The organism is Rhodanobacter caeni (assembly GCF_039523575.1).
GTDB classification, from domain to species: Bacteria; Pseudomonadota; Gammaproteobacteria; order Xanthomonadales; family Rhodanobacteraceae; genus Rhodanobacter; species Rhodanobacter caeni.
Genome location: NZ_BAAAFO010000001.1, coordinates 515,639 through 542,081, shown reverse-complemented (window position 1 = coordinate 542,081; position 26,443 = coordinate 515,639). Strand labels below are relative to the sequence as shown.

Here is a 26,443-nt window from a genome sequence, read left to right as displayed (position 1 = left end):
AGGCCCCGCTCGAAGCGGGGCCTTTTTGCGCCGGTGAGCGGCACAGATCAATCGCCCATCTGCTTCTGCAGGTGTTCGCGGCGCTCCTGCGCGTCCAGCGACAAGGTGGCGATCGGACGGGCATCGAGCCGGTCCACGCCGATTTCCTCGTCGGTCTCCTCGCAGAAGCCATAGCTGCCTTCCTCGATCCGGCGCAGCGCCTTGTCGATCTTGGAAATCAGCTTGCGGTAACGGTCGCGGGTGCGCAGCTCCAGCGAGTTTTCGGTTTCGCGGGTGGCGCGCTCGGCCTCGTCACCGACATCGCGCACTTCTTCGCGCAGGTTGTCCATGGTCTGGCGCGATTCCTCCACCAGCTGGTCGCGCCAGTCGCGCAACTTGTTGCGGAAGTAGGCCAGGTGCTGCGGGTTCATGTACTCCTCGTCGGAGGACGGACGATACCCCTTGGGCAAGGTGATGACGCTGGTGGAAGGCAGCGCATAGCGCCCGTCTTCCCGGGTAACGCCGTTTTCGAGCTTTTTTGTCGCCGATTTATTCATTGAGGATGACGAATTTTTCTGATTATGGTGAGAGGCATGGTGTGCGGCAGCGGGGGCCTTCCGCGGGGTCACCATGGCGATGGCGCTGGCCACCTTGCCCTTGTAGAGCGCGGTGGTGGACGCCGACGCGGCCGGTTTGCCGGATGCAGCCGATGCTGCTGTCGCGGGCCGGTCAGCGGATGGAGCCGACGCGGCCGGCTTGGCCGCCTTGTTCCTGGCCGGCGACGGCGCCTTGGGTTTCGAAGCGGGCCTGGAAGCGACCTTGGCCGCGGGTTTTGCCGGTGCTGCGGATTTCTTCGCCACCGGCTTGATGGGGGTTTTCGAAACAGCCGGACGCTTGGATGCCGCCTTCTGCGCCGACTTCTTTGCGACCGCCGGCTTGACCGGCTTGTTCGCCACAGCTTGCTTCACGGGGGCTTTTTTTGCCACCCCTTTTTTCGGTGCGCTCTTTGCGCTGGCCGGTTTGGCGGCCGCTTTCGACGTCGGCCTGGCCGCGACTTTCTTTGCCGGTGCAGCCGCCGGCTTGGCCTTTTTCACGGTCGTGGGCTTGCGTGCTGCAGCGCTCTTTGCGGCGGATTTGGCTGCAGCCACCGGGCGCTTGGCGGCCGCCGGTTTCGCCACGGGTTTGGCCTTGCCGCCCTTGCTGGCGGTCGCCTTGGACGTGCCGACTGACTTGGTCGGAGCCTTGTCCTTTTTCACCTTGGCAGCGGTCGAACTACGCGTCGTATTCGCCATATTCCTTCACCGTTTTTGGCCGTGGCGGCCGGGAGTTATAGCCCATGTGCCCTACACCGGCAAGCACGATTCTGGAATACTCGTGGCACTGAATTCCCCAGCTCGCCGCGGTTACCTCTGTCTTGACTCGATTGATACTGTTGTTGCTCCGTTTCTACAAGCGCTGGCTCAGTCCGATGCTTGGACCGCGCTGCCGTTTCCACCCCAGTTGCTCCGATTATGCACGTATCGCGGTGACGCGCTTCGGCCCGTGGCGTGGAAGTCTGTTGGCCGGCTGGCGGCTGCTGCGCTGCCAGCCGTTGTGCACCGGCGGCGAGGACCCGGTGCCCGAGCATTTCCACTTTCGCGCTTGCCGCTCGCATGACCACGCCCCCGATATCCGTTGACTGCCAAGCGTGACACGGCCGGGCCGACAACCGCGTGAAAGCATCGCCCGGGTTCGTGCGTCGCCGTTGACGTCCCGAGCGGTCGCTAGAGCGCGACCGTCGGTTCGCCTGACGCGACGGCTTCGCGCGCGGCTGGCGGCGTGATCAGCAGCGCCAGCAAGGTCACCACAGCCGCGGCGGCGAGGTAGTAGCCGACATAGGCCAGGCCACGCGTCGCCGCCAGCCAGGTGGCGATGTACGGCGCCAGCGACGCGCCGAAAATGCCCGCCATGTTGAAGGCCAGCGACGCGCCGGTATAGCGCACCGCGGTGGGAAACATCTGCGCCAGCGCCGTGCCCAACGGACCATAGGTCAAGCCCATCACGCCCAGGCCCAGCGAGAGGAAAACAAAGACGCTGGCCATGCTGCCGGCCGCGAACAACGGCGCGAAGCCGATGCCGAAGGCCAGGATCAGCACGGTGGAAAGCACCATCGCCAGGCGCGCGCCGTAGCGATCGGCGAAGATGGCCGACAACGGTATGGTGACGCCGAAAAGGATCACGCCAAGCATCTGCAGCAGCAGAAACTCCTCGCGCGAATAGCCCAGCCGGGTGGTGGCCCAGCTCAGGGTGAACACGGTCATCAGGTAGAACAGCACGAACGTGGCCAGCGCGGTGAAGGTGCCAGCCAGCAAGGCACGCGGATGCCGGGCAAGCACGGTCAGCATCGGCATGCGCACGCGCTCGTGACGCGAGATGGCGCGAGCGAAGTCGGGCGTCTCCTGCAGCTTCAGGCGCATCCACAGGCCGATCACCACCAGCGCCGCGCTGCCCAGGAACGGAATGCGCCAGCCCCAGGCGAAGAAGGCCGCCTCGCCGATACCCTCGGTCAGCCACAGGAACATGCCGGTGGAGAGGAAGAAGCCGAGCGGCGCGCCGAGCTGCGGAAACATGCCGTACCACGCGCGCTTGCCCGGGGGCGCATTCTCGGTCGCCAGCAGCACGGCGCCGCCCCACTCGCCACCCAGGCCCAGGCCCTGGCCGAAGCGGCAAAGCGCCAGCAAGGCGGGCGCGGCCACGCCGATCTCGGCATAGGTGGGCAGCAAGCCGATGGTCACGGTGGAAATGCCCATGGTCAGCAAGGCCGCCACCAGCGTCGCCTTGCGCCCGATGCGGTCGCCGAAATGGCCAAACACCGCCGACCCCACCGGGCGCGCGAAGAACGCCAGCGCGAACGTGGCCAGCGATTCCAGCGTGGCCGACGTGGCATCCGCCGCGGGGAAAAACAGCTTGGGGAAAACCAGCACCGCCGCCGTCGCGTAGATGTAGAAATCGAAAAACTCGATCGTGGTGCCGATCAGGCTGGCAAAAAGAATGCGACGCGGTGAATTGACCGGCACGACTTCGGTTTCGGTTTCACTCATGCCATGGCTCCCCTGTTGGCTGGACAGACGATTCTGACAGAGCGCCGCTCGCAGCGGCAGCGTTGCCGATGGCCGTCCATTCGGGAACTCGCCTGACGCGTCAAGCCGGCAGCAGGCTGCGCTCGCTGGCGATGCGGTAAAGCTCGAGCTCGGAGCCGGCACCAAGCTTCCCCATCACGCTGGCGCGGTGGATGTAGACGGTTTTCTGCCCGATGCCCAGCTCGGCAGCCACCTGCTTGGGGGCGCGCCCGGCGGCAAGCAGCAGGAACACTTCGCGCTCGCGGGCCGTCAGCCGATGGATGGGATCGAGCGCGTCGGCGGGCCGCTCGGCCCGACGCTTGCGGATGTCGGAACTCAGGAAGCTTTCGCCGTTCATCACCGCACGCAGACCAGCCACCAGCTCTTCCGGTGCCACGCCCTTGGTCACGTAGCCGCTGGCGCCACGACGCATGGCTTCGGAAATGTACGGTTCGCCATCGTGCATGCTCAGCACCACGATGCGCGTCTGCGGCGAAACGCTCAGCAGATGCTCGATCAACGGCAACCCGCTGCCATCGGGCAGCGACAGGTCCAGCGCCACGAGATCCGGCAGCCACTGGGTGACCGCCTCCACCGCGTCGTCGGCGCTGCGGCATTCGGCGATCACGTCGAGATCGGGCTCAAGCTCGATCAGGCGCTTGAACCCTTCGCGAACGATGGCGTGGTCATCGACCAGGACGATGCTGTGCATGGCGCTACTTTACACACGCACGTGTGTCGCGGCACGGTTTCCGCGCCGGACGGCGCCACCGCGGCGCGGCGCCGCGCATGTACCATCGCGCCATGCCATCGAAGTCGTCCCTCACCTCCTTTCGCGGCCCGGCGCTGGGGCTGGGCTATTTCCTGGCGTGGATGGCGTTGTGGCCGACGGTGCAGCCATTCTGGATGCTGCCGTACGGGTTGCGCTTCGGCGCCCTCCTGCTCGCTCCCATGCGTTACTGGGGCTGGTTGCTGGGAGCGGAATGTGTCGCTTCCGCAGGCATCGCCATGAGCCAGGGCGCGCCAGTGGCCTGGGGCGGCTTCATTTTCAACGAACTGCCGAACATGCTGGTGATGGCCGGCGGTCTGTGGCTGGCCCGTCGATTCGGCCGCCAGATCACGCTGGACACGCCCCAGCAGATGGCACGCCTGCTGGCGATCGTGGTCGTGCTGGTCGGCGCCACCACCGCCGCCGATGCCACCGCCCTCACCGCGCTTCATCGTGGCGGCGACCAGATGCTGCAGGTGCTGGGCGAACAGCTGCTCAGCCATTACCTGGCGATCCTCCTGGTGGTTCCGCTGATGGTGATGCTGGTGCAGGATCGGCTGGACCGGGGCGCGCTGGTCAGCCTGCTGATCGATGGCGTGCTGGTGATGCTGCCCTCGATGGCGATCCTGCTTCTGTTGTCCAGGCAGGTTGCCCCGCAACCGCAATTCGCCCGCGTCCTGTCGCTGGCGCCAGTGCTGTACTTCGCGTTCCGGCACGGCTGGCGCGGGGCCAGCCTGGCGATGCTGGTCACCAGCCTGGGCATCACCCTGGCCGAGCAGCACCTGAACTACGCCCCCTCCACTGCCTCCGCCTACCTGTTCCTGGCGGTGGCCGGCACCGGCGCCATGATGCTGGGGTCGGCCACCGACGCCTTGCGCGAAAGCAGTGCCTACGTGGCCGAACAGAACGCCTACCTGGGCGCCGTCAATTACCACCTCGACCAGCTCACCGGCCAGCTGCGCAACGCCGCGCGCGGCAACCTGCGCGCCGACGAAAACCAGCGCAGGCACCTGGCGGCCGAGCTCCACGACGAGCTGGGGCAGAACATCACCGCCATCCAGACCCATGTGAAACTGGCGGAAGCGCGCTTGCAGCAGGCGGGATTGAAGGACATCGGCAGCTCGATCAACACCATCCTGGCGCACATGCGGCGCGCCCTGCACCGGCTGCTCGACGACCTGCGCCCGGCCGTGCTGGATGAATTCGGGCTGCTGCGCGCACTCGACGAAGGCCCGATCCGCGACCTGCTCACCACTGCCGGCATCGCCTATCACACCGACCTTTACGGTGACCCGCGCCAGCTCGACGAGGATATCCGCACGGCGATCTACCGGCTGGCGCAGGAGAGCGCCACCAATACCGTCAAGCACTCCGGCGCCACCGAATTTCGGCTGCGCCTGCGCATCGGCAAACGCCAGGGTGTGGCGCTGGCGCTGCTGGACCTGCGCGACAACGGTACCGGCCTGCCGGCCCGCCCGCCGCGCGGCGGACGCGGCCTGCAGGGCATGCGCGACCGGGTGACCTCCCTGGGCGGCGATTTCAGGCTGCACCCGCAGCGACCCGGCGTCCACCTGCGGGTGCTGCTGCGAAACAGCAACGGCGGCCCCGATCCTTCGGCGCTGGCATGACGTCTGCGCCATGAAAGGCATCGGCCGGGCGCCGCCCGGGCGGGATCGTCGGGCCCCAGGGCGACGGCCATGCCGCCTAGGAATTTTTCCAATATCCGGCCCGTGAAAGCTTCGTTAGTATCAATCCATCGATGTGGGGGAGCCACCATCGCAAGATGGTGTATCGAAGCAACCGTGGGGACGGGCGCTTCGAGAAAAACGGCAGGATGCCGTTTTTGCCGCGACTTGTGGCGTATCGATGGCAGCGAGCAATTCGCTGCATCGCAGCTCGACAGGTAACGGAACAACCGCAGGCGGACAGGAGTCCAACTGCGGTTTTTTTTGTGCCTTTTTCGCCCCGGCCCCGCTGTTTTCCGATACCGCAGGCGCCGCCGCGCCGCGCGGCCGCAGACTCAGCCCTTTCCGGACCGTTGCCTGGGACGGACGTAGAGCACCAGGCTGTGGTCTTCGATGACGTAGCCGTGGCGGGCCGCGATTTCGTGCTGCAGCCGCTCGATCTCCTCGCTGACGAACTCGATCACTTTTCCGCTGTCCACATCGATCATGTGGTCATGATGTTTGCCGCGGTCGAGTTCGTAGACAGCCTGGCCACCCTCGAAATTGTGCTTGACGACAATGCCTGCCGCCTCGAACTGGGTCAGCACGCGGTAAACCGTCGCCAGGCCGATGTCTTCCTGATGGGCCAGCAATTTCTTGTAGACGTCTTCGGCGGTGAGATGATTGCCCTCTTCCTCGTCGAAGATCTGCAGGATGCGCATGCGCGGATGGGTGACCTTGAGGCCGACCCGACGCAGTTCCCTGGTTTCCTGTTCCATCGCATGACCTCCAGGCGCGCAGCGCTAGCGAAACGGTAGTGTATCATCCGACACCTTTACGATTGGACGCATCACGCAATGCAAAAGCTGATCACCCTGCTGGTTTTCGCCATGCTGGCGCTCTCCATCGCCGGCTGCCACATCGTCTACACGCCCGATGTGCAGCAGGGCAACCTGCTCGACAAGAAGACGGTCGATCAGCTGAAGCCGGGCATGACCAAGCGGCAGGTGCTGGTGCTGATGGGCACGCCCTCGGTAAGCACGCCGTTCGAGCAGAGCCGCTGGGATTACGTGTCCACGCAGTCGCATCGCGGTGGCCCACTCAAGGTGCGCACGCTCACGTTGACCTTCAACAACGACACGCTGGTGCGCACCGAGGGCGACTTCTTCCCGCAGGATGCGGAGAAGCTGCTGGAGGAAAGCAAGAAGTATCACGCCGACTACCCGGTCGACGAAACCGAGGGTGACAAGAGCCAGAAACCGAAGTCGGATGACGGCGGTTTCGGCACCGGCACGCGTGGCGGCGACGACGACGACGGTCAATGACGGGCTGAAATGGGATGTCGCCGGCGCGGTGGTCAACGCCGCCGCGCACGCTGCCGGCGGGCTTCCATGGGATCGAGCTTGAGCGGCCGGTAGATTTCCACCCGGTCGCCATGGCAAAGCACCTGGTCGGCCGATACCCGCCGCGAGAAAATCCCCAGCTGCGCCGGGTCGATGCCACCGGGCGGCACGATGCCATCCAGCCCCGCGGCGGCGATCGCTTCACTTACGGTGCTGCCGGCGCGCAGTTCGAGGCGGCGAACGATCTGCCGCTCTGCGCCGGCATAGGCCACCTCCACCACGATGGCCGAACCGTCGGCCCGGACATCATCCATAGAGACGCTCGGCCTCCCGGCAGAAGTCGTCGACCATGCGGTTGCCCAGGCCTTGGAAACCCAGCTTGAGCAGGGCGCCGCCGAAGCGGCCGGCGAATTCGAAATCCAGCGCCAGCGCCACCTTGCAACCGCTGTCGCCCAGTGCGGTGAACGTCCACACGCCATCGAGCGAGCGGAATGGGCCGCCCACCAGGCTGATGTCGATGCGATGCGGTGGCTCGGTCGTGTTGCGAGTAGTGAAGCTGTGGCGCAACCCGGCGAAGTTCAGATCCAGCCGCGCCTCCAGCACGTTGCCGTCGCGTTCGATCACTTCGGACGAGGCGCACCAGTTGAAACGCTTTGGGTATGCTTCCACATCATTGACCAGATCGAACATCTGCTCGGGCGTATGGCGCACCAGCGCACTGCGACGAATCTCGATCACGGCAGCCTCTATACATCACCAATGGTCTGGCCCGTCCGCGGTCACGCCAGCAGCAGGGCCGAAAGGCGAGAGTTTAACGGACATGGCCAAAACGAAGGACAAGGACACTAAGGGCAGCGGCACCATCGCGCTCAACAAACGCGCGCGCTTCGAGTACCACATCGATCAGCGCTTCGAGTGCGGCGTGGCCTTGCAGGGCTGGGAACTGAAGGCCTTGCGCGCCGGCCGGATCAACTTCGGCGACAGCTACGCGGTGGTGCTGAAGAACGAGATCTTCCTGGTCGGCGCCTCGATCCCGCCGCTGATCAGCGCGTCCACCCACGTGATCGCCGAGGATCGTCGCACCCGCAAGCTGCTGCTGCATCGCAAGGAGATCGACCAGCTGGTCGGCGCCGTCGAGCGCAAGGGCTACACCCTGGTGCCCACCGCAATGTACTGGAAGGGCAACAAGGTGAAGGTGGAAATCGGCCTGGCCCGCGGCAAGCAGGAGCACGACAAGCGCGACACCGAGAAACAGCGCGACTGGCAGATCGAGAAGCAGCGCACGATGCGTGCGCACAACCGTGCCTGAGGCTGCGCCACTTCAGGCGATGGCGACAGCTCGTCATTGCCTTATCCGATCAGCTTGATCTCGCGCAGCCGCTGCATCAGGTACTCGTGCGCGGTGATCGAGGTGTCGTAGCGGCGCGGGTTGTCCGGCGTGATGCACGAGGCCAGCGGGTCGAGCACCACATCCGGGTTCGGGTGCAGGAAGAACGGCACCGAGTAGCGCGGCTTGCGCGCGTTCTCGTTCGGCGGGTTGACCACGCGGTGCGAAGTGGATGGAAACACGTGGTTGGTCAACCGCTGCAACATGTCGCCGATGTTCACCACGATCGCGTCGCCCTCGGTGGTGATCGGCAGCCACCGGCCATGGCTCAGCACTTCCAGACCTTCGGCGCTGGCGCCCACCAGCAAGGTGATGAGGTTGATGTCCTCGTGCGCGCCGGCGCGCACGTTCGGGATGTCGCTGGCGTCGTCGATCGGCGGGTAATGGATCGGGCGCAGGATGGAATTGCCCAGATCGGTCTTGTCCCCGAAGAAGTTTGCCGGCTGATCGATGTGCAGCGCCAGCGCGCGCAGCACGCGGCTGCCGAGGTCATCCAGCGCCTGGTACAGGCCGTAGCCCCAACGCTTGAAATCCGGCACCTCGGCCGGCCACAGATTGGGCGGCATCACGTCGGCAAACTTTGAATCGCGCGAGATCTCGCGACCGATGTGCCAGAACTCCTTGAGGTCGGCGTACTGGCTGCCCTTGGCCGTTTCCACCTTGAACGGCGTGTAGCCGCGCGCGCCGCCGCTGCCGGGAACGTGGTACTTCAGCTTGGTCTCGGTGGGCAGCGCGAAGAAGCGTCCGAACGCGTCGTAGGCGCCGTCGATCAGCTCGCGGGCAATGCCGTGGCCGCTGATGCAGCAGAAGCCGAATTCGCGATACGTCGCGCCCAGCTCGGCGACGAAGGCGTCGCGGTCGGTGTCGTAGCGGCGAATGTCCAGGGTGGGAACGTGTTGCATGGCTGTAGCTCCGGTTGGGCGGCGGTCCATCCACCGCCGTGAGGTCGGTGCACGTCGGGCCTTTCCCTGGCGACCCGCTACAACTACAGGTTCACGAACGTTCGGCTACCGATTTTACTATCCCGGCCAGTTTCTCCGCCAACGACTGCACCTCGTCGGCATCGGCACCCTCGATGGTGACGCGCACCAGCGGCTCGGTACCCGACGCACGCAGCACCACCCGGCCGCGGCCGCGCAGGGTTTCCTCCACCTCGGCCTGCGCCTGGCGCACCTCGGCGCTGTGCAGGGATTCGCGGGCACCGTTCGCGCGCACGTTGAGCATCACTTGCGGCAGTTTTTTCAGCCCCGCGCGGGCGCCGACCAGGTCCTGGCCGGTTTCGCCCAGCGCTTCCAGCACGGCCAGCGCGGAGACGATGCCGTCGCCGGTGGTGGCGCGGTCCAGGCACAGGATATGGCCCGAGGTTTCACCGCCGAGCATGCCCTTGTGCTGCTTCAGCTGCTGCATCACGTAGCGGTCGCCCACGTTGGCGCGGATCAGCGGTACATCGATGTCCCCCAGCGCCAGCTCGAGCCCGTAGTTGCTCATCAGCGTGCCGACCACCGGGCCATGCAACAGACCGCGGCGACGCAGGCTGTGTGCCAGCACATAGAGGATGTCGTCGCCATCGGCCAGCGTGCCGTGGCGGTCGACCAGCACCACGCGGTCGCCGTCGCCATCGAAGCCGATGCCGATGTCGGCGCCGTGGTCGAGCACCGCCTGCTGCAGCGCCTGCGGGTGGGTGCTGCCCACGCCATGGTTGATGTTGAAGCCGTCGGGCTTGTCGCCGATCGCCACCACCTCGGCGCCCAGCTCCCTGAACACGCGCGGCGCGACCTGGTACGTGGCGCCGTGGGCGCAATCGAGCACCAGCTTCAGCCCGCGCAGGCTGAAATCCTCGGGCACGGTGGCCTTGCAGAATTCGGTGTAGCGCGCCACCACGTCGGTGAGACGGCTGGCCTTGCCCAGTTTTTCCGACGCCACCGTGACGAACTCGGCATCCACCTCCTGCTCGATCGCCAGCTCCACCTCGTCGGACAGTTTCTCGCCATCGGCGGAGAAGAACTTGATGCCGTTGTCGTGGTGCGGGTTGTGCGAGGCGCTGATCACGATGCCGGCGCTGGCGCGCATCGAGCGGGTGAGAAACGCCACCGCGGGCGTGGGGATCGGGCCGAGCAGGCCCACGTCGACGCCCGCGGCCACCAGCCCGGCCTCCAGCGCCGACTCGAACATGTAGCCGGACACGCGCGTGTCCTTGCCGATCAAAACCAGCGGGCGACCCTTGCTGTGGCGCGCCAGCACGCTGCCGGCGGCGCGGCCCAGGCGCAGCATGAAATCCGCGCTGATCGGCCATTCGCCCACCATGCCGCGGATGCCGTCGGTACCGAAATACTTGCGTTGCGTCATGGAATTTCCTTGTCCGTTCGCGGCCACCGGGCCGGCGGAAGAAGTGGAAGGTCAATCGTCGTCGGGCCAGCGCGGCATCGCGCTCTTTTCCTCGCGCCGCGGAGCGGCATCCAGCGCGTGCACCGGTTGCCACACCGCCAGCGCATCCACCGTGGCAGCCACGTCATGAACGCGAACCAAGCGTGCGCCGCGCTGCACCGCGATCAACGCGGCCGCGACCGAGCCGGCGACGCGCTCGGCGGGTACCCGCCGGCCGGTCAGCGTGCCGATCATCGACTTGCGCGACAAACCCGCATACACGCCGCTGCCCAGCGAGGTGAAGCGGTCCAGCGCGGCCAGCAGTGCCAGGTTGTGCTCCAGCGTCTTGCCGAAGCAGAAGCCCGGGTCGACCATCACGTTGCGCCGCTCGATGCCGGCCAGCTCGCAGGCAAACAGCCGGTCGGTGAGGAAGCGGTGCACCTCGCCCACCACGTCGTCGTAATGCGGCGCGTCCTGCATGCTGCGCGGTTCGCCCTGCATGTGCATCAGGCACACCGGTACGCGCAGCTCGGCAGCGGCCTCCATGGCGCCCTCGCGGCGCAGTGCGTAGACGTCGTTGATCATGCCCGCGCCGGCGGCGACCGCCGCGCGCATCACCTCGGGCTTGGAGGTGTCGATGCCGATGGGGATATCGCTGCGCGCTGCCAGTTGCTCGATCACCGCGATCACGCGGCGCAACTCCTCGTCGATCGATACGTCGGCGGCGCCGGGGCGGGTGGATTCGCCGCCCACGTCGATCATGTCGGCGCCCTCCTCCACCATCTTCAGCGCATGCGCCACGGCGGCGTCCACGCTGTCGTGGCTGCCGCCGTCGGAAAACGAATCGGGAGTGAGGTTGAGAATGCCCACCACGCGCGGGCGATCCAGCCGCAGCGGTCGGCCATGGCAATCCAGCACGGGCGCCAGCAAATCCATCGACATGGGATTACCTCAGGTCGCCGCTGCGCATCACGGCGTCTGCAGCCCGCCCAGCGGGCCCATGAACTGGCGGTAGTGGCGCAGTTCGTTGATTGAATCGCGGATGTCCGACAGCGCCGTGTGGGCCGATTCCTTGCCGAAACCACGGGCGATCTCCGGCGCCCAGCGCCGCGCCAGCTCCTTCAGCGTGGACACGTCCAGGTTGCGGTAGTGGAAGTAGCGCTCCAGCCGCGGCATTTCGCGATGCAGGAAGCGGCGGTCCTGGCAGATGGAGTTGCCGCACATCGGCGACTTGCCCGGCGGCACCCACGCGCGCAGGAAATCCACCGTGGCCTGTTCGGCCATGGCGTGGTCGGTTTCGGAATTGAGCACCTGGCGCCACAACCCCGACTTGTGGTGCTGGTTGCGGTTCCAGCTGTCCATCGACTCCAGCCGGTCGATCTCGTGGCGGATGGCGAACACCGGGCCGTCGGCCAGCACGTTCAGCTCCTTGTCGGTGACCACCGTGGCGATCTCCAGGATGGAATCGCGGTCGGTGTCGAGGCCGGTCATCTCCAGATCGATCCAGATCAGGTTGTCGTCGTGGGCTTGGCTCATGGGTCCTCCTTGGGAGTGCAAGTTTATCAGCCTTGCTCACGCTTGCCCGTGATCGTCGCGTGAGATGATGCGTTCATGCAGACCTTTTTCTGGCATGACTACGAGACGTTCGGCGCCGACCCGCGGCGCGACCGACCGGTGCAGTTCGCCGGCATCCGCACCACGCTGGAGCTGGAGATCATCGGCGAGCCGGTGATGTTCTACGGCAAGCCGCCGCGCGAAATGCCGCCCCACCCCGACGCCTGCCTGGTCACCGGCATCACGCCGCAGCTGGCCGAGCGCGAGGGGCTGATCGAGGCCGAGTTCGCCGCCCGCGTGCACGAGCAACTGGCCATGCCCGGCACCTGCGGCGTGGGCTACAACTCGCTGCGTTTCGACGACGAGATCACGCGGCAGATGCTGTACCGCAACTTCTACGAGCCGTACGGGCGCGAGTGGGAGAACGGCAATTCGCGCTGGGACCTGATCGACCTGGTGCGGCTGTGCCAGGCGCTGCGGCCGGAAGGCATCGTGTGGCCCACGCGCGAGGACGGCTCGCCAAGTTTCAGGCTGGAGCACCTGGCCCAGGCCAACCAGCTCAGGCAGGAGCGCGCGCACGACGCCTTGTCCGACGTCTACGCGCTGATCGACCTGGCGCGGCTGATCCGCGTGCGCCAACCCCGGCTGTGGGACTGGTACTACGGCCTGCGCCGCAAGCAGAAGGTGTTCGAGCTGCTGGACGTGGTGAACCACACGCCGATGGTCCATGTGTCGTCACGCTACCCGGCCAGCCGGCATTGCCTGGCGCTGGTGGTGCCGCTGGCGACGCATCCGGCGCGCCCTGGCGAGATCATCGTGTACGACCTTTCCACCGACCCGGCCGAATGGCTGGCGCTGGACGAGGACGACATCGCCGACCGCATCTTCACCGCGCGCGCCGACCTGCCCGAAGGCGTCGAGCGCATCCCGCTGCGCACCATCCGCGCCAACCACGCGCCGGCGTTGGCGCCGCTGTCGGTGCTGCAGGGCGTGGACACGGCGCGGCTGCAGCTGGACGTGGATCGCTGCCTTGCCCACCGCGATGTGCTGCACGCGGTGGACGGGCTGGCGGAAAAGCTGCGCCGCGTGTTCCAGCGCGCCAGCGCGCTGCCGCCGCCGGAAGACCCGGAGCTGGCCCTGTACGGCGGTGGCTTCCTGCCCGACGCCGACAAGCGCCTGCTCACCCAGGTGCGCGCCACGCCGCCGGAACAGTTGGGCGAACGCGCGTTCCCGTTTCGCGATGCGCGCTATCCGGAGTTGCTGTTCCGCTACCGCGCCCGCAACTGGCCGCAGACCCTGGATGCGCAGGAGCACGAGCGCTGGCAGCGGTTCTGCCACGACCGGCTCACGCGGCACACCACGCTGACGGTGCTCACCCTCGATGATTATTTCGCGCGACTGGCCGACCTGCGGGCCGACCCCGCCGCACAGGGCCAACTGGCCCTGCTGGATCAACTGCAGGCCTGGGGCGAGCAGCTCGCCCTCGACCTGCCGATCCCGGCCTGAGCGCAACCTCCCTTCCCCACGAAACGCCATGCCTGCAAGCTATTTCACTCCCGCCACCTTCCGTTTCCTGCGCGCGCTCGACCGCCACAACGAGCGGGCGTGGTTTCACGAACACAAGAACGACTACGAGCGCCACGTGCGCGAGCCGTTCCTGCAGTTGATCACCGACCTGCAGCAGCCCTTGTCGACCATCAGCGAGCACTACCGCGCCGACCCGCGCAAGAACGGCGGCTCGCTGTACCGCATCTATCGCGACACCCGCTATTCCAACAACAAGCTGCCGTACAAGCCCTGGCAGGGCTCGCGCTTCTTCCACGTGCGGCGCCACGAAATCCAGGCGCCGGGCTTCTACCTGCACATCGAACCGGGCGACTGTTTCGCCGGCGGCGGCATGTGGCATCCCGAACCCGACGCGCTGAAGCGCATCCGCGGCTTCCTGGTCGACAACCCGGCGGCGTGGAAACGCGCGACCCGTGGCAAGGCGTTTGGTGATCTGCAGCTGGGTGGCGAATCGCTGATTCGTCCGCCGCGCGGCTACGATCCCGCGCACGAGTTGATCGCCGACCTGAAGCGCAAGGACTTCATCGCCTCCGCGCCGTTCAGCGAGGAGCTGGCCTGCTCCAGCGAGCTGCTGCCCTGGACCGTCGCCACCTTCAGGCAGGTCGCGCCGCTGGTGGATTACCTTTGCGCCGCGCAGGAACTGGAGTTCTGAACCACGCCGCTGCGCCGGGCCAGCAGCCATAGCGCCACGCCCGCACCGATCAGCGCGGTGAAGGCCACGTAATGCGCCGGCGCCAGCACACCGGCATGGCGCACCAGCAGACCGATCAGCGGCGGGGTCAGCCCGCCGAACAGCGCATAGGCGACGTTGTACGAAAACGACAAGCCAGAGAAACGCACCGCCGGCGGAAACGCCGCCACCATCACCGCCGGCACCACACCCACCACGCCCACGGCGAAACCCGCCAGCGCATACAGCGCGATGAAATGCGCACCGCCAGCCTGCAGATCCAGGTACAGCACATAGCTGCTCAACAGCAGTCCGACCGCACCCGGCAGCAGGGCGCGTGCGTGGCCAATGCGGTCGGCCAGCCAGCCATAGAACAGGCATCCCACGGCCAGCGCGAACGAGGCCACGTTGTTGCCCAGGAAGGCGCGCGCCGGCGCGATATGAAAGGTCGACTGCACCAGCGACGGCGTCATCAGGATCACCACCACGATCGCCGCGGTAAGCATCCAGGTCACCAGCATCGACAGCAGCACACTGGGCAGGTGCCGCTCCAGCACCCGCTTCAAGGGCAGGCCGGAAACCAGCTCCCTGCGCGCCTGCATCGCCTCGAACACCGGCGTCTCGCTGAGCCACCGGCGCAGCCAGACGGCGATGAAGCCGAACACGCCGCCGACCAGGAACGGCCAGCGCCAGCCATGATCCAGCACCTCGGCCGGAGTCAGGACGTTGTTGATCGCCGCGGCCACCAGCGAACCGATGAGGATGCCCACGGTCAGCCCCGAGGTAAGGCTGGCGCAGGCAAAACCCACCCGTCGCCGGGGCACGTGCTCGGCCACGAACACCCACGCGCCAGGCACCTCGCCGCCCACCGCAATGCCTTGCACCACGCGCAGCAACAGCAACAACAGCGGCGCCAGCGCGCCGATCTGCGCATATACCGGCAGCAGGCCGATGCCCAGCGTGGGCAAGGCCATCAGAAGCACGCTGAGCATGAACATCTTCTTGCGCCCCAGCGTGTCGCCGTAATGCGCCAACACGATGCCGCCCAGCGGCCGCGCCAGGTACCCGGCGGCAAAGATGCCGAATACCTGCAACTGCGCCAGCCAGGGCGCCGTCGCCGGAGGAAAGAACAGATGGCCAAGCGGGATCGCGAAAAACACGAACACCACGAAGTCATAGAACTCCAGTGCGCCGCCCAGCGCCGCCAGCGACAAGGTGCGCGCATCGCGGCGATCGAGCCCGCGCTCCAGCGGAACGGTGTCTGGCGGCATGCGTCTATCCCATGGGAAAAGGAGCGTAACTTAGCACCCGCAGCGGACGCTCAGGCCTCGGAAAACGGATACGCCAGCACGTCGGCAATCGCGTCGGTACCGGCCAGGCACATCAGCAGGCGCTCCACGCCCAGCGCCACACCGGCGCAATCGGGCAGCGCGTCCAGCACGGCCAGCATGCGCTCGTCGATCGGTATCTCGCGCTGGCCACGCCCGCGCCGCACGCGGTTGTCGCGCTCGAAACGCTGCCGCTGTTCCGCCGCATCGTTCAACTCGTGGTAGCCGTTGGCCAGCTCGTAGCGCCCCAGGTACAACTCGAAGCGCTCGGCCAGCGGCGGCGAGCCGGGACGCACCCTGGCCAGCGCGCACTGGCTGGCCGGGTAGTCGTGGATCACCGTGATGCGATCGGTCGGAAACGCCGGCTGCAGTCGATGGGTGATCAGCAGGTCGAGCCAGTCGTCCCGCACCAGGCCGTCGGGGTCGATGCCGAATTCGGCCAGCGATGCGCGCAACGCTTCCACCGTGGCCTGGTCGGGATCGATGCCCAGCGCGTCCACGAACAGCTGTCGATACGTCGTCACCCTCACGTCGGCCCGCCGGCCCACCATCGCCAACGCCGCCTGCACCAGTTCGATCGTCTCGTGCATGAGGCGGTGGTGATCCCAACCCACGCGATACCACTCCAGCATGGTGAACTCGGGGTTGTGGCGGCCGCCAGCCTCGCCGTTGCGGAACACGCGGCCCAGTTCGTAGCAGTCGCCGATGCCCGCGGCCAGCAGGCGCTTCAGCGGATATTCGGGCGACGTGCGCAGCCAGCGCTCACGCGCGCCGGCGTCCACGTGGCCGCTGAAATGGGTGGTGAAGCTCTCGATGTTGGGCTCGGTATTGCCAGCCGCGGAGAGGATTGGCGTTTCCACTTCCAGCACGTGGCGGTCGGCGAAGAACGCGCGAGCCAGAGCGTAGAAGCGCGCACGAAGATGCAGGGACTGCAGCGGGTCCCCCGTGGTTTCGTCACTCATGCGTCGACAACAAGGCCAGCAGTTGCGCCTCGTCCCATACCGGCACACCCAGTTCCTGCGCCTTGTCCAGCTTCGAACCGGCCGCCTCGCCGGCGACCACCACGCTCGTTTTCTTCGACACCGAGCCCGATACCTTGGCGCCCAGGGCTTCGAGCCTGGCCTTGGCGTCCTCACGCGTGAGCGAGGCCAGCGTGCCGGTGAGCACGAACGTCTGGCCCTCCAGCGGTGCGCGCGTCACCGTGGCGGCGGCGGGAATGGCGGCCAGCAGGCGCTGCATGCTGGCCTCGGCATCACGCAAGTTGGCGACGACGGACGGATCGGCGAGACGTTCCTCCAAACCTTTCACCGCGCTCTGCGGCAAACCCGCGGTGGTCCAGTGCACCGGGCCACCGGCCAGCAGTCGATCCAGCGCGGGGAAATGCTCGGCCAGCAGCCGGCAGCTCTTGGGGCCGAGCTTGCTGACGCCGGCCTGGGCCAGCAGTACGCCCAGATCAAGGCGCTCGCGAAGCAGCGGCGACGGCGCAGCCTCGTCGCCGAGCACGACGCCGGCCGCCAGCAGATCGTCGACCACCTGCTGGTTGCCCGGCTGCGCGAAGAAACCGGCGATGGACGCCGCCACCTCGTCGCCAACGTCCGGCAGCACGCGCAACACGCTGGCCGGCATGCTGCGCACGAATTCCAGCCGGCCCAGCCAGCTGGCCAGCGTCTTGGCGGTGCTTTCGCCAATGTGCATGATGCCCAGCGCAAACAGGAAGCGGGGCAGCGTGGTCTGCTTGCTGGCCTCGATGCCGGCCACCAGGTTCTCGGCCCAGCGAGTGGCGACCTTGCCGGCCTTGACCGTTTCGGGCGTGGTGCCGTCGCGCTCGTCGAGCGCCTGTTTCATGGCCACGAAGCCGTCGACGGTGAGCGCGTACAGATCGGCCGGCGTGTGCACGATGTCCAGTTCCACCAGCGCCTCGGCGAAGCGCTGACCCAGGCCTTCGATGTCCATCGCGCGGCGCGAGGCGAAGTGGATCAACGCCTCCGTGCGCTGGGCGCCGCACACCAGGCCGCCGGAACAGCGCCAGGCCGCGGCGCCCTCCTCGCGCATCAGCGCGGAACCGCAAACCGGACAGTGCGCCGGCATCGTCCAGGGCACGGTGTGCGCCGGACGCTGGTCGGCGACGACACGCACCACCTCGGGGATCACGTCGCCCGCGCGGCGCACGATCACGGTGTCACCCACGCGCACGTCCAGCCGCGCGATCTGGTCGGCGTTGTGCAGCGTGGCATTGGTGACGGTGACGCCGGCCACCTGCACCGCCGCCAGCCGCGCCACCGGCGTGGCCGCACCGGTGCGGCCGATCTGGATCTCGATCGCCTCGACGGTGGTGGTCTGCTCCTGCGCGGGAAACTTGTGCGCGATGGCCCAGCGCGGCGCCCGCGATACGAAGCCCATCTCGCGCTGGCCGGCGTAGTCGTCCAGCTTGTAGACCACGCCGTCGATGTCGTACGGCAAGCTGTCGCGTTTGGCGCCAATGCGCTGGAAATAGGCGATCAGGCCGTCGAAACCGCGCGCCTTGTCCACCTCGGGCGACACCGGAAAGCCCCACTCGCGCAACTGCTGCAAGGTGGCCGAATGGGTGGGCGGCAGTTCGCCGCCCTCGACCACCCCGATGGCGTAGGCGAAGAAGCTCAGCCGCCGTTTTGCCGTGATCGCCGGATCGAGCTGGCGCAGCGACCCGGCCGCACCGTTGCGCGGATTGGCCAGCGGCTTGTCGCCATTGGCGCGGGCACGCGCGTTGAATGCCTCGAAATCCTTCCGCAGCATGATCACTTCGCCGCGCACTTCCAGCACCTCGGGCCAGCCCTCGCCGCGCAATTTCAGCGGGATCGCGCGCACCGTGCGCAGATTGGCGGTCACGTCCTCGCCGGTTTCGCCGTCGCCGCGGGTGGCGCCCTGCACGAACACGCCGTGTTCATAGCGCAGGCTGATGGCCAGGCCGTCCAGCTTGGGTTCGACCGAAAATACCGGCGCGCGCCGATCCAGGGTCTGCTCGATGCGCCGCTCGAACTCGGCAATCTCGCGGAAGCGTTCGCGCTCGGTATCGCCGGCCTGTTCGAACGCGTTGCCCAGCGACAGCATCGGGATCGCGTGGCGCACTTCGGCAAAGCCGCCTTGCGCCCGCGCGCCCACCGTGCGCGTGGGCGAGCTGGCCGAGGCCAGCGCCGGGTGCGCGGCTTCCAGCGCTTCCAGCTCCCGCATCAGGCGGTCGTAGTCGGCGTCGGTGATGTCCGGGTCGTCGAGGACGTGGTAGCGGTAATTGGCCTGTTCAATCGCCGCCCGCAGGGCAGCGGCGCGCGCGAGGGCTTCAGGCGGTGGCGAGGATTCGGTCATGCGCGTCTCCGTATCCCGCGCATTCTACCGAGGCCGCGTGAAGCCGCCGAACCGCCGCTTCGGCGCCGACGGACAGGACAAGATCAGCGATGGAAATGCCCGGCCGCCTCGGGCTGGTAGTCGACACCCAGCACCCGCAGCCGACGCTGGCGGCCGTCGGGCGTGGGCCAGTCGATATGCTGGCCGCGCGACAGGCCGAGCAGCGCCATGCCCACCGGCGCCAGGATGGAGATGGTGCCGGGCGCGCCGGCAGCGTTGGGATACACCAGGGTCAGGGTGAGCTTTTCGCCATCGTGCTCGTCTTCGAAGCTGACGGTGGAGTTCATCGTCACGGTGTCGGCGGGCATGGCCGTGGGTTCGACCACGTCGGCACGGTCCAGCTCGGCGATGAGCGCGGCACAACGGGCCGCTTCGGCGGCAGGCAGCCGTTCCAGCAACGCTTCGATGCGCTCCATGTCGACGCGGGAAACAGTAATCGGTGGCTTGTTGCTCATGGCTATTCCTGATGCTGGCGGCCGTGCCGCACAAAAGCACACGCCGGAACGAAACCGCCCCGGCGCGCCTGGTCATTGTATGGCCGTCATGCCCGATGTGGTCACGATCGGCGGATAAAACAAGGCTAACTCTGCGCAGGACGCTCACGAAAAGCAAGTTGCCACAGCAGATACCATGCGCCGCATGTCTGCCCCGGCGCCCACGGATTCCCCCTCCGCTCCTGCGTATGATCCGCCGCGATTGTCGTCGCGCGTGCAGTTTCGCGGCCTGCTGTACCTGGTGGCCGCGGCGTTCTTCATGCAATCGCTGGATTCCACCGTGGTCAACACCGCGGTACCCGCGATGGCCGGCGCGCTGGAGGTAACGCCGCTGGGCATGCGCACGGCGCTTACCAGCTACGTGCTGACGCTGGCGATCCTGATTCCGGCCAGCCCGTGGCTGTGCGATCGCCTGGGGACGCGGCGGGTGTTCGGCATCGCGATCATGGTGTTCGGGCTGGGCTCGCTGCTGTGCGGGCTGGCGCAGACGCTGCCGCAACTGGTCGGCGCGCGCGTGCTGCAGGGTGTGGGCGGCGCTTCGCTGATGCCGGTGGGTCGCTACGTGCTGGTGCGCAGCATCGAGAAACGCGAATTCGTGCGCGCGATGAGCACGGTATCGACGTTCGGCCTGCTCGGCTCCGTGCTGGGCCCGTTCCTGGGCGGCGCACTGGTGGAGTACACCTCGTGGCGGCTGATCTTCCTCATCAACGTGCCGGTGGCGATTGCCGGCTACTGGATGAACCGGCGCGACATGCCCGATTACCGGCTGGAACGCGCGAACCGGTTCGACGGGCGCGGCTTCGTCATGTTCGCCGCCGCCTCGGCGCTGTTGCTGGTCGCCTCGGAACTGGCCGGCAGCACGCCGGTGCCGTGGGGGCGCATCGGTTTGTACACGCTGGCGGCGGTGGGTCTGGGCGCGCTGTATGTATGGCACAGCCGCCGCACGGCGCATCCGGTGGCCGACCTGAACCTGCTGCGCGTACGCAGCGTGCGCGTGGCGCTGGCCGGCGGGCTGTTCACCCGGCTGGGCATCTCGGGCATGTTCCTGCTGCTGATGCTGTTCCTGCAGATCGGCTGCGGCTGGTCGCCGCTGGCGGCCGGCCTGATGATGGTGCCGCAGGCGCTGGGGTCCATCATCGCCAAGTGGGTAATCAACCGCGTCCTGGTGCACTACGGCTATCGCCGGCTGCTGCTGGGCAATACCTTGATCGTGGCCGCGCTGCTGGCCATGTTCGCCCTGCTGGGCCCGGCCACGCCGGTATGGGCCATCGGCCTGCTGGCGTTCTTCTACGGCGCCTTTGCCGGCATGCAATACACCGCCATGAACACGCTGATCTACACCGACCTGGACATCAAGCACGCGTCGATGGCCTCGTCGATGGCTTCCACCGCGCAATACCTGGCGATGAGTTTTGGCATCGCGCTGGCCACCTTGCTGATGCAGGCGATGCTGAATGGCCACGCCCACGAGGATTACGTGGTGGCGTTCCGCTGGACGGTGCTGATCCTGGCGGCGATCACCGCCGGCGCCAGCCGTGTGTTCAGCCAGTTGCGGCGCGATCGCCCGCCGGCCAGCTGACGGCACCGCGCCGCATCGCGCATGTAGCATGGCGGTTTCACCACCCAGGACACGCGCCGCATGCACGACCCCAGCAGCATCCTGTTCACCCTGTTCATCGTCTTCGTGGCGGCGCAGATCGGCGGAGAGATCGCCCAGCGCCTGAAGCTGCCCGGCGTGGTGGGCGAGATCGCCGCCGGCTGCGCCATCGGTCCCTCGCTGCTGGGCTGGATCACCCCGGCGCAGATTCTCCCGGGCACGCCGCTGGACGTGCTGGCCGAGGTCGGCGTGATCCTGCTGCTGTTTGCCGTGGGCCTGGAGACGCGGCTGGAGGACCTGAAGAAGGTCGGCAAGATCGCGTTCGCGGTGGGCGTCATCGGCGTCATCGTGCCGTTCGCGATGGGCAGCGTGTGGGCTCACGGCAACGGTTTCGACTGGGACCGTTCGCTGTTCGTGGCCGCTGCCTTCGTCGCCACCTCCGCCGGCATCACCGCCCGCGTGCTGCAGGAGCTGGGGGCGCTGCAGCGGGTGGAAAGCAAGGTGATCCTGGGCGCCGCGGTGATCGACGACATCCTCGCCATGCTGCTGCTGGGCGTGGTGGTGTCGCTGCAGGGGGGCGGTTCGTTCGACGCGGCGCACCTGCTGATGGTGCTGGCCGGCGCGGTGGGCTTCATCGTGGTGATCGGCTGGGGCGGCGCCCGCGTGATGCGCTGGAACTCGCGCTGGCTGGATGTGCCGCTGGGCCCGCATTCGCCGCTGATGATCGTGCTGGCGCTGTGCCTGGGCCTGGCCTGCCTGTCCACCGTGTTCGGCCTGGCCGCCATCATCGGCGCCTTCCTGGCCGGCATGATCGCCTCCGAAACCCGCCAGCAGCACACGCTCGAACAACAGGTGAAACCGCTGCTGGCGCTGCTCACGCCGTTCTTCTTCGTGGTCACCGGCAGCAAGATCGACCTGCATGAGCTGGCCGGTGCCGAGGCCCTGCTGATGCTGGCCGTGGTCACCGCCATCGCGGTGGTTTCCAAGCTGGTCGGCGGCTGGCTGGGCTCGCTGCCGCTGGGCACGCGCAGCGCCACCATCATCGGCTTCGGCATGGTGCCGCGCGGCGAAGTAGGCATCGTGGTGGCCAGCCTCGGCCTCGCCGCCGGCGTGTTCGACAACCGCATCTACGCGCTGATCGTGGCCATGTCCCTGCTCACCGCCATGCTCACCCCGCCGATCCTGGCCTGGCTGCTGAAGCGGCCCGAAGCCGGGGGCGGCGAGCCGTCGTAGGCGTCACGCCATGCCGCGCACAAAAAAAGCCGGAATCCCTGGGGATTCCGGCTTTTTTCGTACTGCGGTGTCGCTGAAGTGGTGGAGGTGGCGGGAGTCGAACCCGCGTCCGAGGATGTTCAATGCCCGGATCTACATGCTTAGCTCACCGTTCGATCTCGTTTCGCGACAAGCACGGTGGGCAAAGCGCACCGCGAAACCAGCCTGATTGATTTAGCCTAGAACCGCCAGGCGGCAGCGTTCGGCGATCTCATGATAATGACCCTACACCGACGAGCATGAGCACAAGTGGGTTCGGGGCTAGGCCTTAAGCGGCCAGAGCGTAGTTGTCGTCGTTGGCAACTATGAGTTTGCTGCTGGATTAACGAGGAAAGCTGCCCCCTCGGCATGCACCAAGTCATCTCACTACCCCCGTCGAAGCCAGGACACCCCCGGGGAAAAGCTGATATGACCGAACAAGTATATGGGGTCGCCGCGCGCGGCATCAATGCCGGTCGCCGATGACCGGCGCCGCCTGGAACGCTGGTGCCCGGGGCGGGGATCGAACCCGCATCGCCTTGCGGCGGAGGGATTTTAAGTCCCTTGCGTCTACCAGTTTCGCCACCCGGGCGCGGATGTTCCGACCTGCCGGACGCGTCGGCCGGCGGCGCGAATCGTAGCATGCGCGGTCCACGGCCCATGGCGCGGCGGCGGCAACAAAAAACCCGCCATCGGCGGGTTCAAGCTGGGAGTGCAAGGTGTTGCGCAATGGAGGCCAAGGTCGGAATCGAACCGGCGTACGCGGATTTGCAGTCCGCTGCATGACCACTCTGCCACCTGGCCGTTGCGCAATGCTTCCTTAAAACAAAACCCCGGTGAACCGAGGCTTTGCAGAACTGGAGCGGGAAACGAGACTCGAACTCGCGACCCCGACCTTGGCAAGGTCGTGCTCTACCAACTGAGCTATTCCCGCATCTGAGCCGCGAATGATAGCAGAACCCGGCCCGATGTGAAGCAGCCTGCGCCTGCGCGGTTGGCTGCGTGGGACGCATCCTGCGGACGTGCCGCTGTGGGCGGGACGCCCCGCCGCGTGCGGCGCCTACAATGCACGTCCCTGCCCTGGACTGCGAGCGGCAATGAGTTTCCTGGACAACCTGCGCGCCATCGTAGGCGACACGCATGTATGGGCTGGCGCCGACGCCGCGCCCTACCTCACCGACTGGCGCGAACGCTACAGCGGCCGCGCGCAGGCGGTGGTCGGGCCGGGCTCTACCGACGAGGTCGCCGCCGTCGTGCGCCTGTGCGCGGCCGCCGGCGTGCCGATCGTGCCCCAGGGAGGCAACACGGGATTGTGTGGCGGCGCCACGCCGGACGACTCGGGCCGCGCCATCGTGCTTTCGCTGCGACGCATGAACCGGATTCGGGCCGTCGACCCGCGCAACGACAGCATGGACGTGGAGGCCGGTTGCGCACTGCAGGCGGTGCAGGAGGCCGCCCGCGAGGCCGGCCGGCTGTTCCCGCTGAGCCTCGGCTCGGAAGGCAGCTGCACGATCGGTGGCAACCTTGCGACCAATGCCGGCGGCACCCAGGTGCTTCGCTACGGCACCATGCGCGAGCTGGCGCTGGGGCTGGAGGTGGTCACCGCAAGCGGCGATATCTGGCGCGGCCTGCGCGGTTTGCGCAAGGACAACACGGGCTACGATTTGCGCGACCTGTTCATCGGCAGCGAGGGCACGCTGGGCATCATCACCGCAGCGACATTGAAGTTGTACCCGCGGCCGGCGGCCACGTGTACGGCGCTGGTGGCGCTGACTTCGATCGACGCGGCCGTCGCCTTGCTGTCGCTGGCGCGGCGGGGGTTTGGCGCGTCGCTGACCGCCTTCGAGCTGATGGCCGGCGACTGCCTCGCCGCGGTCGTTCGCACGTTTCCCGAGCAACGGCTGCCCTTCGACGCCGGTGCCGCGACGCTGCCGTGGCATGTGTTGCTGGAGCTTTCCGACAGCGAAAGCGAAGCGCACGCGCGGGATCGTCTCGAAACCGTGCTGGGTGAAGCCGTCGCCAGCGACGGCGTCCGCGACGTGGCCATCGCCAGTTCGGTCGCGCAAAGCCGGGCGCTGTGGCATCTGCGCGAAAGCATCCCGCTGGCCGAGAAGGCGGCCGGCAAGGCGGTGAAGCACGACATCTCGATTCCCGTCTCGCACATGGCCGACTTCGTGCGCGACACCAACGAGGCGCTGCAGCAGGCGTTTCCCGGCGTGCGCCACGTGATTTTCGGCCACCTGGGCGACGGCAACCTGCATTACAACGTCGCCCCCGGCGCCGGCTGGAGCGAGGCCAGCCTGTTGGCACGGCAGGACGCGATTTTCGAGCTGGTACACACGCACGTGAGCCGTGCCGGCGGATCGATCAGTGCCGAGCATGGCGTGGGCCAACTCAAGCGCGAGGCGCTGGTGCGGTTCAAGGACCCGGTCGAGCTCGCCATGATGCACACGCTCAAGCGGGCGCTCGACCCGCACGGCATCATGAACCCCGGCAAGGTGCTGATCGCCCATCCGTAAACGCCGCTCAGGGCGGCAGTGGCAGCCAGGGGCCAAGCACCTGCTCGGCCAGCGCGGGCCAGTTGCGGTTCGCGGCCGGATTGGCCGGGCTCGGGTGCAGCAGGTAGCGCACATCCGCGTCCGCACCGAGCACGGCAGTGGCCCGCTGCTGCGCGTAGCGGCCGATACCCACCACCACCGATGGCTGCAGCGCGCGCACCACGGTCGCCAGCGCGCGATCGCAGACCGCGGTCAGCGCGTCGGTCTCGGCCTTGCCCAACCGCTCCGGGATGAGGTTGCGTCCATCCTTGATGAAGAGCAGCGGGCAATAATTCCAGACGAAAAAGCGTTCGAAAAAGGCCTCCGGTGTGCCCAGGCGGGACTGCGCCCAGCGCCACACGCGCGAGCCGCTGCCCTCGCTGCGATGGCAGGCCATGCCGAGGATCGGGTAACGGGGGTGTTGCGGCGGCAGCGGCTCGGCCAGTGGCGACGGGATGTGGAACCAATCGCGCACCATCGCCACGTCACCAAACGGTACGCCCGTCTGGGCCATCCCCCATGGCCCCGGGTTCATGCCCAGCAGCAACACCCGCTCGCGCGCAGTGCCGTAGCGCTGCAGGTATTCACGATGCGCGTGCCATGCGTAGATCAGCGGGTTGTAGACGTGGCTGGGCGTGCTCCAGCGCAAGCGGTCAATCTCGCTTGCAAAGTTCCGGACGATCTTGAGCAGGCCAGTCGTGGCAGTCATCGGTTTGGCGGAAGCGGAGAACAACGTGGCAGTGTAACCCCGTGCCGGCAGTCATCCGTCCGATAGGCGCCTTGGGCTACGCTGGCGGACGACACCCGTGTTGTGCGGGCATTGAGGACATGGGTGGCATGCACAGCGGCATCCTGCTTGACCGGGCGTTCTACCAACGCGATCCGCGCGAGGTGGCGCCGGCGTTGTTGAACAAGGTATTGCTGCGCAACGACGGGCGCAGCGGCCGCATCGTCGAGGTGGAGGCCTATTGCGGCGCCAACGACGCCGCCGCGCATACCTACCGCGGCAAGAGCCGACGCAATGCCAGCATGTTCGGGCCGGCGGGGCACATGTATGTCTACTTCACCTACGGCATGCACTGGTGTTGCAACGCCGTTTGCGGGGACGTGGGCGAAGGCGTGGGTGTGCTGCTGCGGGCACTGGCGCCCTTGACGGGGCTGGAGCAGATGCGTGCGGCACGTGCCGCCTGCCGACGCGACAGGGACCTCTGCCGCGGCCCTGCCCGCCTGTGCAAGGCCTTCGACATCGACGGGAGCTGCGACGGCATCGACCTCGTCAGCGGGCTCGCGAGCCTGAGCATCATCGACGACGGTACCCCACCCCCGGCACGACCGGTCGAAACCCCGCGCATCGGGATCTCGCGGGCCACCAGCGAAACATGGCGCTGGTATGTCGCCGATGACCCGCATGTTTCGCGGCGCTAGGGGCGATGGCAGCGATACTGCTCCCGCGATGCGCGGACC

General features: G+C 67.2%; 25 protein-coding genes, 3 tRNA genes and 1 other RNA gene. 10 read left to right on the top strand and 19 right to left on the bottom strand.

The genetic code is table 11. The annotated features are described in order from the left end of the window. Window positions 1-47 precede the first annotated feature (47 nt). On the bottom strand, window positions 48-1,271 hold the full coding sequence (dksA, locus tag ABD017_RS02595; RefSeq protein WP_343879817.1) for an RNA polymerase-binding protein DksA: 1,224 nt from the start codon (window positions 1,269-1,271) through the stop codon (window positions 48-50). Between the two features lie 176 nt (window positions 1,272-1,447). Here dksA and yidD point away from each other — a divergent pair, with 176 nt between their 5' ends. Next, on the top strand, window positions 1,448-1,657 hold the full coding sequence (gene yidD, locus ABD017_RS02590; RefSeq protein ID WP_343880644.1) for a membrane protein insertion efficiency factor YidD: 210 nt from the start codon (window positions 1,448-1,450) through the stop codon (window positions 1,655-1,657). Window positions 1,658-1,742: 85 nt separating this feature from the next. Here the strand turns inward: yidD and ABD017_RS02585 are convergent, their stop codons facing one another. Together ABD017_RS02585 and ABD017_RS02580 are read right to left on the bottom strand one after the other, a co-directional pair. Beyond that, window positions 1,743-3,059, bottom strand: a complete 1,317-nt coding sequence (locus ABD017_RS02585; RefSeq protein WP_343879815.1) for an MFS transporter — start codon at window positions 3,057-3,059, stop codon at window positions 1,743-1,745. A 100-nt stretch (window positions 3,060-3,159) separates the two neighbouring features. Then, window positions 3,160-3,789, bottom strand: coding sequence for a response regulator (locus tag ABD017_RS02580; RefSeq protein ID WP_343879813.1), 630 nt, complete (start codon window positions 3,787-3,789; stop codon window positions 3,160-3,162). Window positions 3,790-3,866: 77 nt separating this feature from the next. Here ABD017_RS02580 and ABD017_RS02575 point away from each other — a divergent pair, with 77 nt between their 5' ends. After that, window positions 3,867-5,474 carry an MASE1 domain-containing sensor histidine kinase gene (locus tag ABD017_RS02575; RefSeq protein WP_343879811.1) on the top strand — a complete coding sequence of 536 codons (1,608 nt, stop codon included), beginning with the start codon at window positions 3,867-3,869 and terminating at the stop codon, window positions 5,472-5,474. 392 nt (window positions 5,475-5,866) lie between these two features. Here the strand turns inward: ABD017_RS02575 and fur are convergent, their stop codons facing one another. Next, the gene (gene fur, locus ABD017_RS02570; protein WP_343879809.1) at window positions 5,867-6,289 is read right to left on the bottom strand and encodes a ferric iron uptake transcriptional regulator; all 423 of its coding nucleotides are present in this window, start codon (window positions 6,287-6,289) and stop codon (window positions 5,867-5,869) included. Window positions 6,290-6,367: 78 nt separating this feature from the next. Between fur and ABD017_RS02565 the strand changes: the two genes are divergently transcribed. Beyond that, the gene (locus tag ABD017_RS02565) at window positions 6,368-6,835 is read left to right on the top strand and encodes an outer membrane protein assembly factor BamE (RefSeq protein ID WP_343879807.1); all 468 of its coding nucleotides are present in this window, start codon (window positions 6,368-6,370) and stop codon (window positions 6,833-6,835) included. A 32-nt stretch (window positions 6,836-6,867) separates the two neighbouring features. Here ABD017_RS02565 and ABD017_RS02560 read toward each other — a convergent pair whose 3' ends face one another. Continuing rightward, window positions 6,868-7,167, bottom strand: a complete 300-nt coding sequence (locus ABD017_RS02560) for an RnfH family protein (protein ID WP_343879805.1) — start codon at window positions 7,165-7,167, stop codon at window positions 6,868-6,870. Next, the gene (locus ABD017_RS02555) at window positions 7,160-7,591 is read right to left on the bottom strand and encodes a type II toxin-antitoxin system RatA family toxin (RefSeq protein WP_343879803.1); all 432 of its coding nucleotides are present in this window, start codon (window positions 7,589-7,591) and stop codon (window positions 7,160-7,162) included. The genes ABD017_RS02560 and ABD017_RS02555 overlap by 8 nt, the downstream gene beginning before the upstream one ends. An 82-nt stretch (window positions 7,592-7,673) precedes the next feature. Here ABD017_RS02555 and smpB point away from each other — a divergent pair, with 82 nt between their 5' ends. Continuing rightward, on the top strand, window positions 7,674-8,162 hold the full coding sequence (gene smpB / locus ABD017_RS02550) for an SsrA-binding protein SmpB (RefSeq protein ID WP_056079964.1): 489 nt from the start codon (window positions 7,674-7,676) through the stop codon (window positions 8,160-8,162). A gap of 41 nt (window positions 8,163-8,203) precedes the next feature. On the opposite strand, the gene ABD017_RS02545 is transcribed toward smpB, so the two are convergent. The 4 genes from ABD017_RS02545 to orn all read right to left on the bottom strand — a co-directional run bounded on the left by ABD017_RS02545 (window position 8,204) and on the right by orn (window position 12,140). Beyond that, the gene (locus ABD017_RS02545; protein ID WP_343879801.1) at window positions 8,204-9,142 is read right to left on the bottom strand and encodes an isopenicillin N synthase family dioxygenase; all 939 of its coding nucleotides are present in this window, start codon (window positions 9,140-9,142) and stop codon (window positions 8,204-8,206) included. 91 nt (window positions 9,143-9,233) lie between these two features. After that, window positions 9,234-10,586: a phosphoglucosamine mutase gene (gene glmM, locus ABD017_RS02540; protein WP_343879799.1), complete on the bottom strand. Its 1,353-nt coding sequence runs from the start codon at window positions 10,584-10,586 to the stop codon at window positions 9,234-9,236. A gap of 51 nt (window positions 10,587-10,637) precedes the next feature. After that, window positions 10,638-11,546, bottom strand: a complete 909-nt coding sequence (gene folP / locus ABD017_RS02535) for a dihydropteroate synthase (protein ID WP_343879797.1) — start codon at window positions 11,544-11,546, stop codon at window positions 10,638-10,640. Between the two features lie 27 nt (window positions 11,547-11,573). Further along, complete coding sequence (orn, locus tag ABD017_RS02530) at window positions 11,574-12,140, bottom strand: oligoribonuclease (RefSeq protein ID WP_343879795.1); 567 nt, start codon at window positions 12,138-12,140, stop codon at window positions 11,574-11,576. Between the two features lie 75 nt (window positions 12,141-12,215). Here orn and sbcB point away from each other — a divergent pair, with 75 nt between their 5' ends. Both sbcB and ABD017_RS02520 read left to right on the top strand, forming a co-directional pair. Beyond that, window positions 12,216-13,664, top strand: coding sequence for an exodeoxyribonuclease I (gene sbcB, locus ABD017_RS02525; protein WP_343879793.1), 1,449 nt, complete (start codon window positions 12,216-12,218; stop codon window positions 13,662-13,664). 28 nt (window positions 13,665-13,692) lie between these two features. Then, window positions 13,693-14,376 (top strand): DUF2461 domain-containing protein, encoded by a 684-nt coding sequence (locus tag ABD017_RS02520; protein WP_343879791.1) that lies wholly within the window; start codon window positions 13,693-13,695, stop codon window positions 14,374-14,376. Here the strand turns inward: ABD017_RS02520 and ABD017_RS02515 are convergent. From ABD017_RS02515 to rnk, 4 genes are all read right to left on the bottom strand, one after another. After that, on the bottom strand, window positions 14,343-15,665 hold the full coding sequence (locus tag ABD017_RS02515) for an MFS transporter (protein ID WP_343879789.1): 1,323 nt from the start codon (window positions 15,663-15,665) through the stop codon (window positions 14,343-14,345). The two genes, ABD017_RS02520 and ABD017_RS02515, sit on opposite strands and share 34 nt — an antisense overlap. Window positions 15,666-15,715: 50 nt before the next feature. After that, entirely contained in the window at window positions 15,716-16,684 is a 969-nt protein-coding gene (gene epmA / locus ABD017_RS02510; RefSeq protein WP_343879787.1) for an EF-P lysine aminoacylase EpmA, read from the bottom strand. After that, on the bottom strand, window positions 16,677-19,061 hold the full coding sequence (gene ligA / locus ABD017_RS02505) for an NAD-dependent DNA ligase LigA (protein ID WP_343879785.1): 2,385 nt from the start codon (window positions 19,059-19,061) through the stop codon (window positions 16,677-16,679). The genes epmA and ligA overlap by 8 nt, the downstream gene beginning before the upstream one ends. 83 nt (window positions 19,062-19,144) lie before the next feature. After that, window positions 19,145-19,555, bottom strand: coding sequence for a nucleoside diphosphate kinase regulator (gene rnk / locus ABD017_RS02500; protein WP_343879783.1), 411 nt, complete (start codon window positions 19,553-19,555; stop codon window positions 19,145-19,147). Between the two features lie 184 nt (window positions 19,556-19,739). Here rnk and ABD017_RS02495 point away from each other — a divergent pair, with 184 nt between their 5' ends. Together ABD017_RS02495 and ABD017_RS02490 are read left to right on the top strand one after the other, a co-directional pair. Next, a complete protein-coding gene (locus tag ABD017_RS02495) occupies window positions 19,740-21,173 on the top strand; it encodes an MFS transporter (protein ID WP_343880642.1) in 1,434 nt (477 codons plus the stop codon). Window positions 21,174-21,233: 60 nt separating this feature from the next. After that, window positions 21,234-22,424, top strand: coding sequence for a cation:proton antiporter (locus ABD017_RS02490; protein ID WP_343879781.1), 1,191 nt, complete (start codon window positions 21,234-21,236; stop codon window positions 22,422-22,424). A 79-nt stretch (window positions 22,425-22,503) separates the two neighbouring features. Here the strand turns inward: ABD017_RS02490 and ssrA are convergent. From ssrA to ABD017_RS02470, 4 genes are all read right to left on the bottom strand, one after another. Further along, window positions 22,504-22,857, bottom strand: a transfer-messenger RNA (tmRNA) gene (gene ssrA, locus ABD017_RS02485). A 90-nt stretch (window positions 22,858-22,947) separates the two neighbouring features. Next, a tRNA-Leu gene (locus ABD017_RS02480) sits at window positions 22,948-23,034 on the bottom strand. 138 nt (window positions 23,035-23,172) lie between these two features. After that, a tRNA-Cys gene (locus ABD017_RS02475) sits at window positions 23,173-23,246 on the bottom strand. 54 nt (window positions 23,247-23,300) lie between these two features. Continuing rightward, window positions 23,301-23,376: transfer RNA gene (locus ABD017_RS02470), tRNA-Gly, on the bottom strand. 163 nt (window positions 23,377-23,539) lie between these two features. Between ABD017_RS02470 and ABD017_RS02465 the strand changes: the two genes are divergently transcribed. Then, window positions 23,540-24,961: an FAD-binding oxidoreductase gene (locus ABD017_RS02465; RefSeq protein ID WP_343879779.1), complete on the top strand. Its 1,422-nt coding sequence runs from the start codon at window positions 23,540-23,542 to the stop codon at window positions 24,959-24,961. A gap of 7 nt (window positions 24,962-24,968) precedes the next feature. Here ABD017_RS02465 and ABD017_RS02460 read toward each other — a convergent pair whose 3' ends face one another. Beyond that, window positions 24,969-25,688 (bottom strand): uracil-DNA glycosylase family protein, encoded by a 720-nt coding sequence (locus tag ABD017_RS02460; protein WP_343879777.1) that lies wholly within the window; start codon window positions 25,686-25,688, stop codon window positions 24,969-24,971. A 128-nt stretch (window positions 25,689-25,816) separates the two neighbouring features. On the opposite strand from ABD017_RS02460, the gene ABD017_RS02455 reads away from it, so the two are divergent. Next, a complete protein-coding gene (locus ABD017_RS02455; RefSeq protein WP_343879775.1) occupies window positions 25,817-26,404 on the top strand; it encodes a DNA-3-methyladenine glycosylase in 588 nt (195 codons plus the stop codon). The last annotated feature ends 39 nt before the right edge of the window (window positions 26,405-26,443 follow it).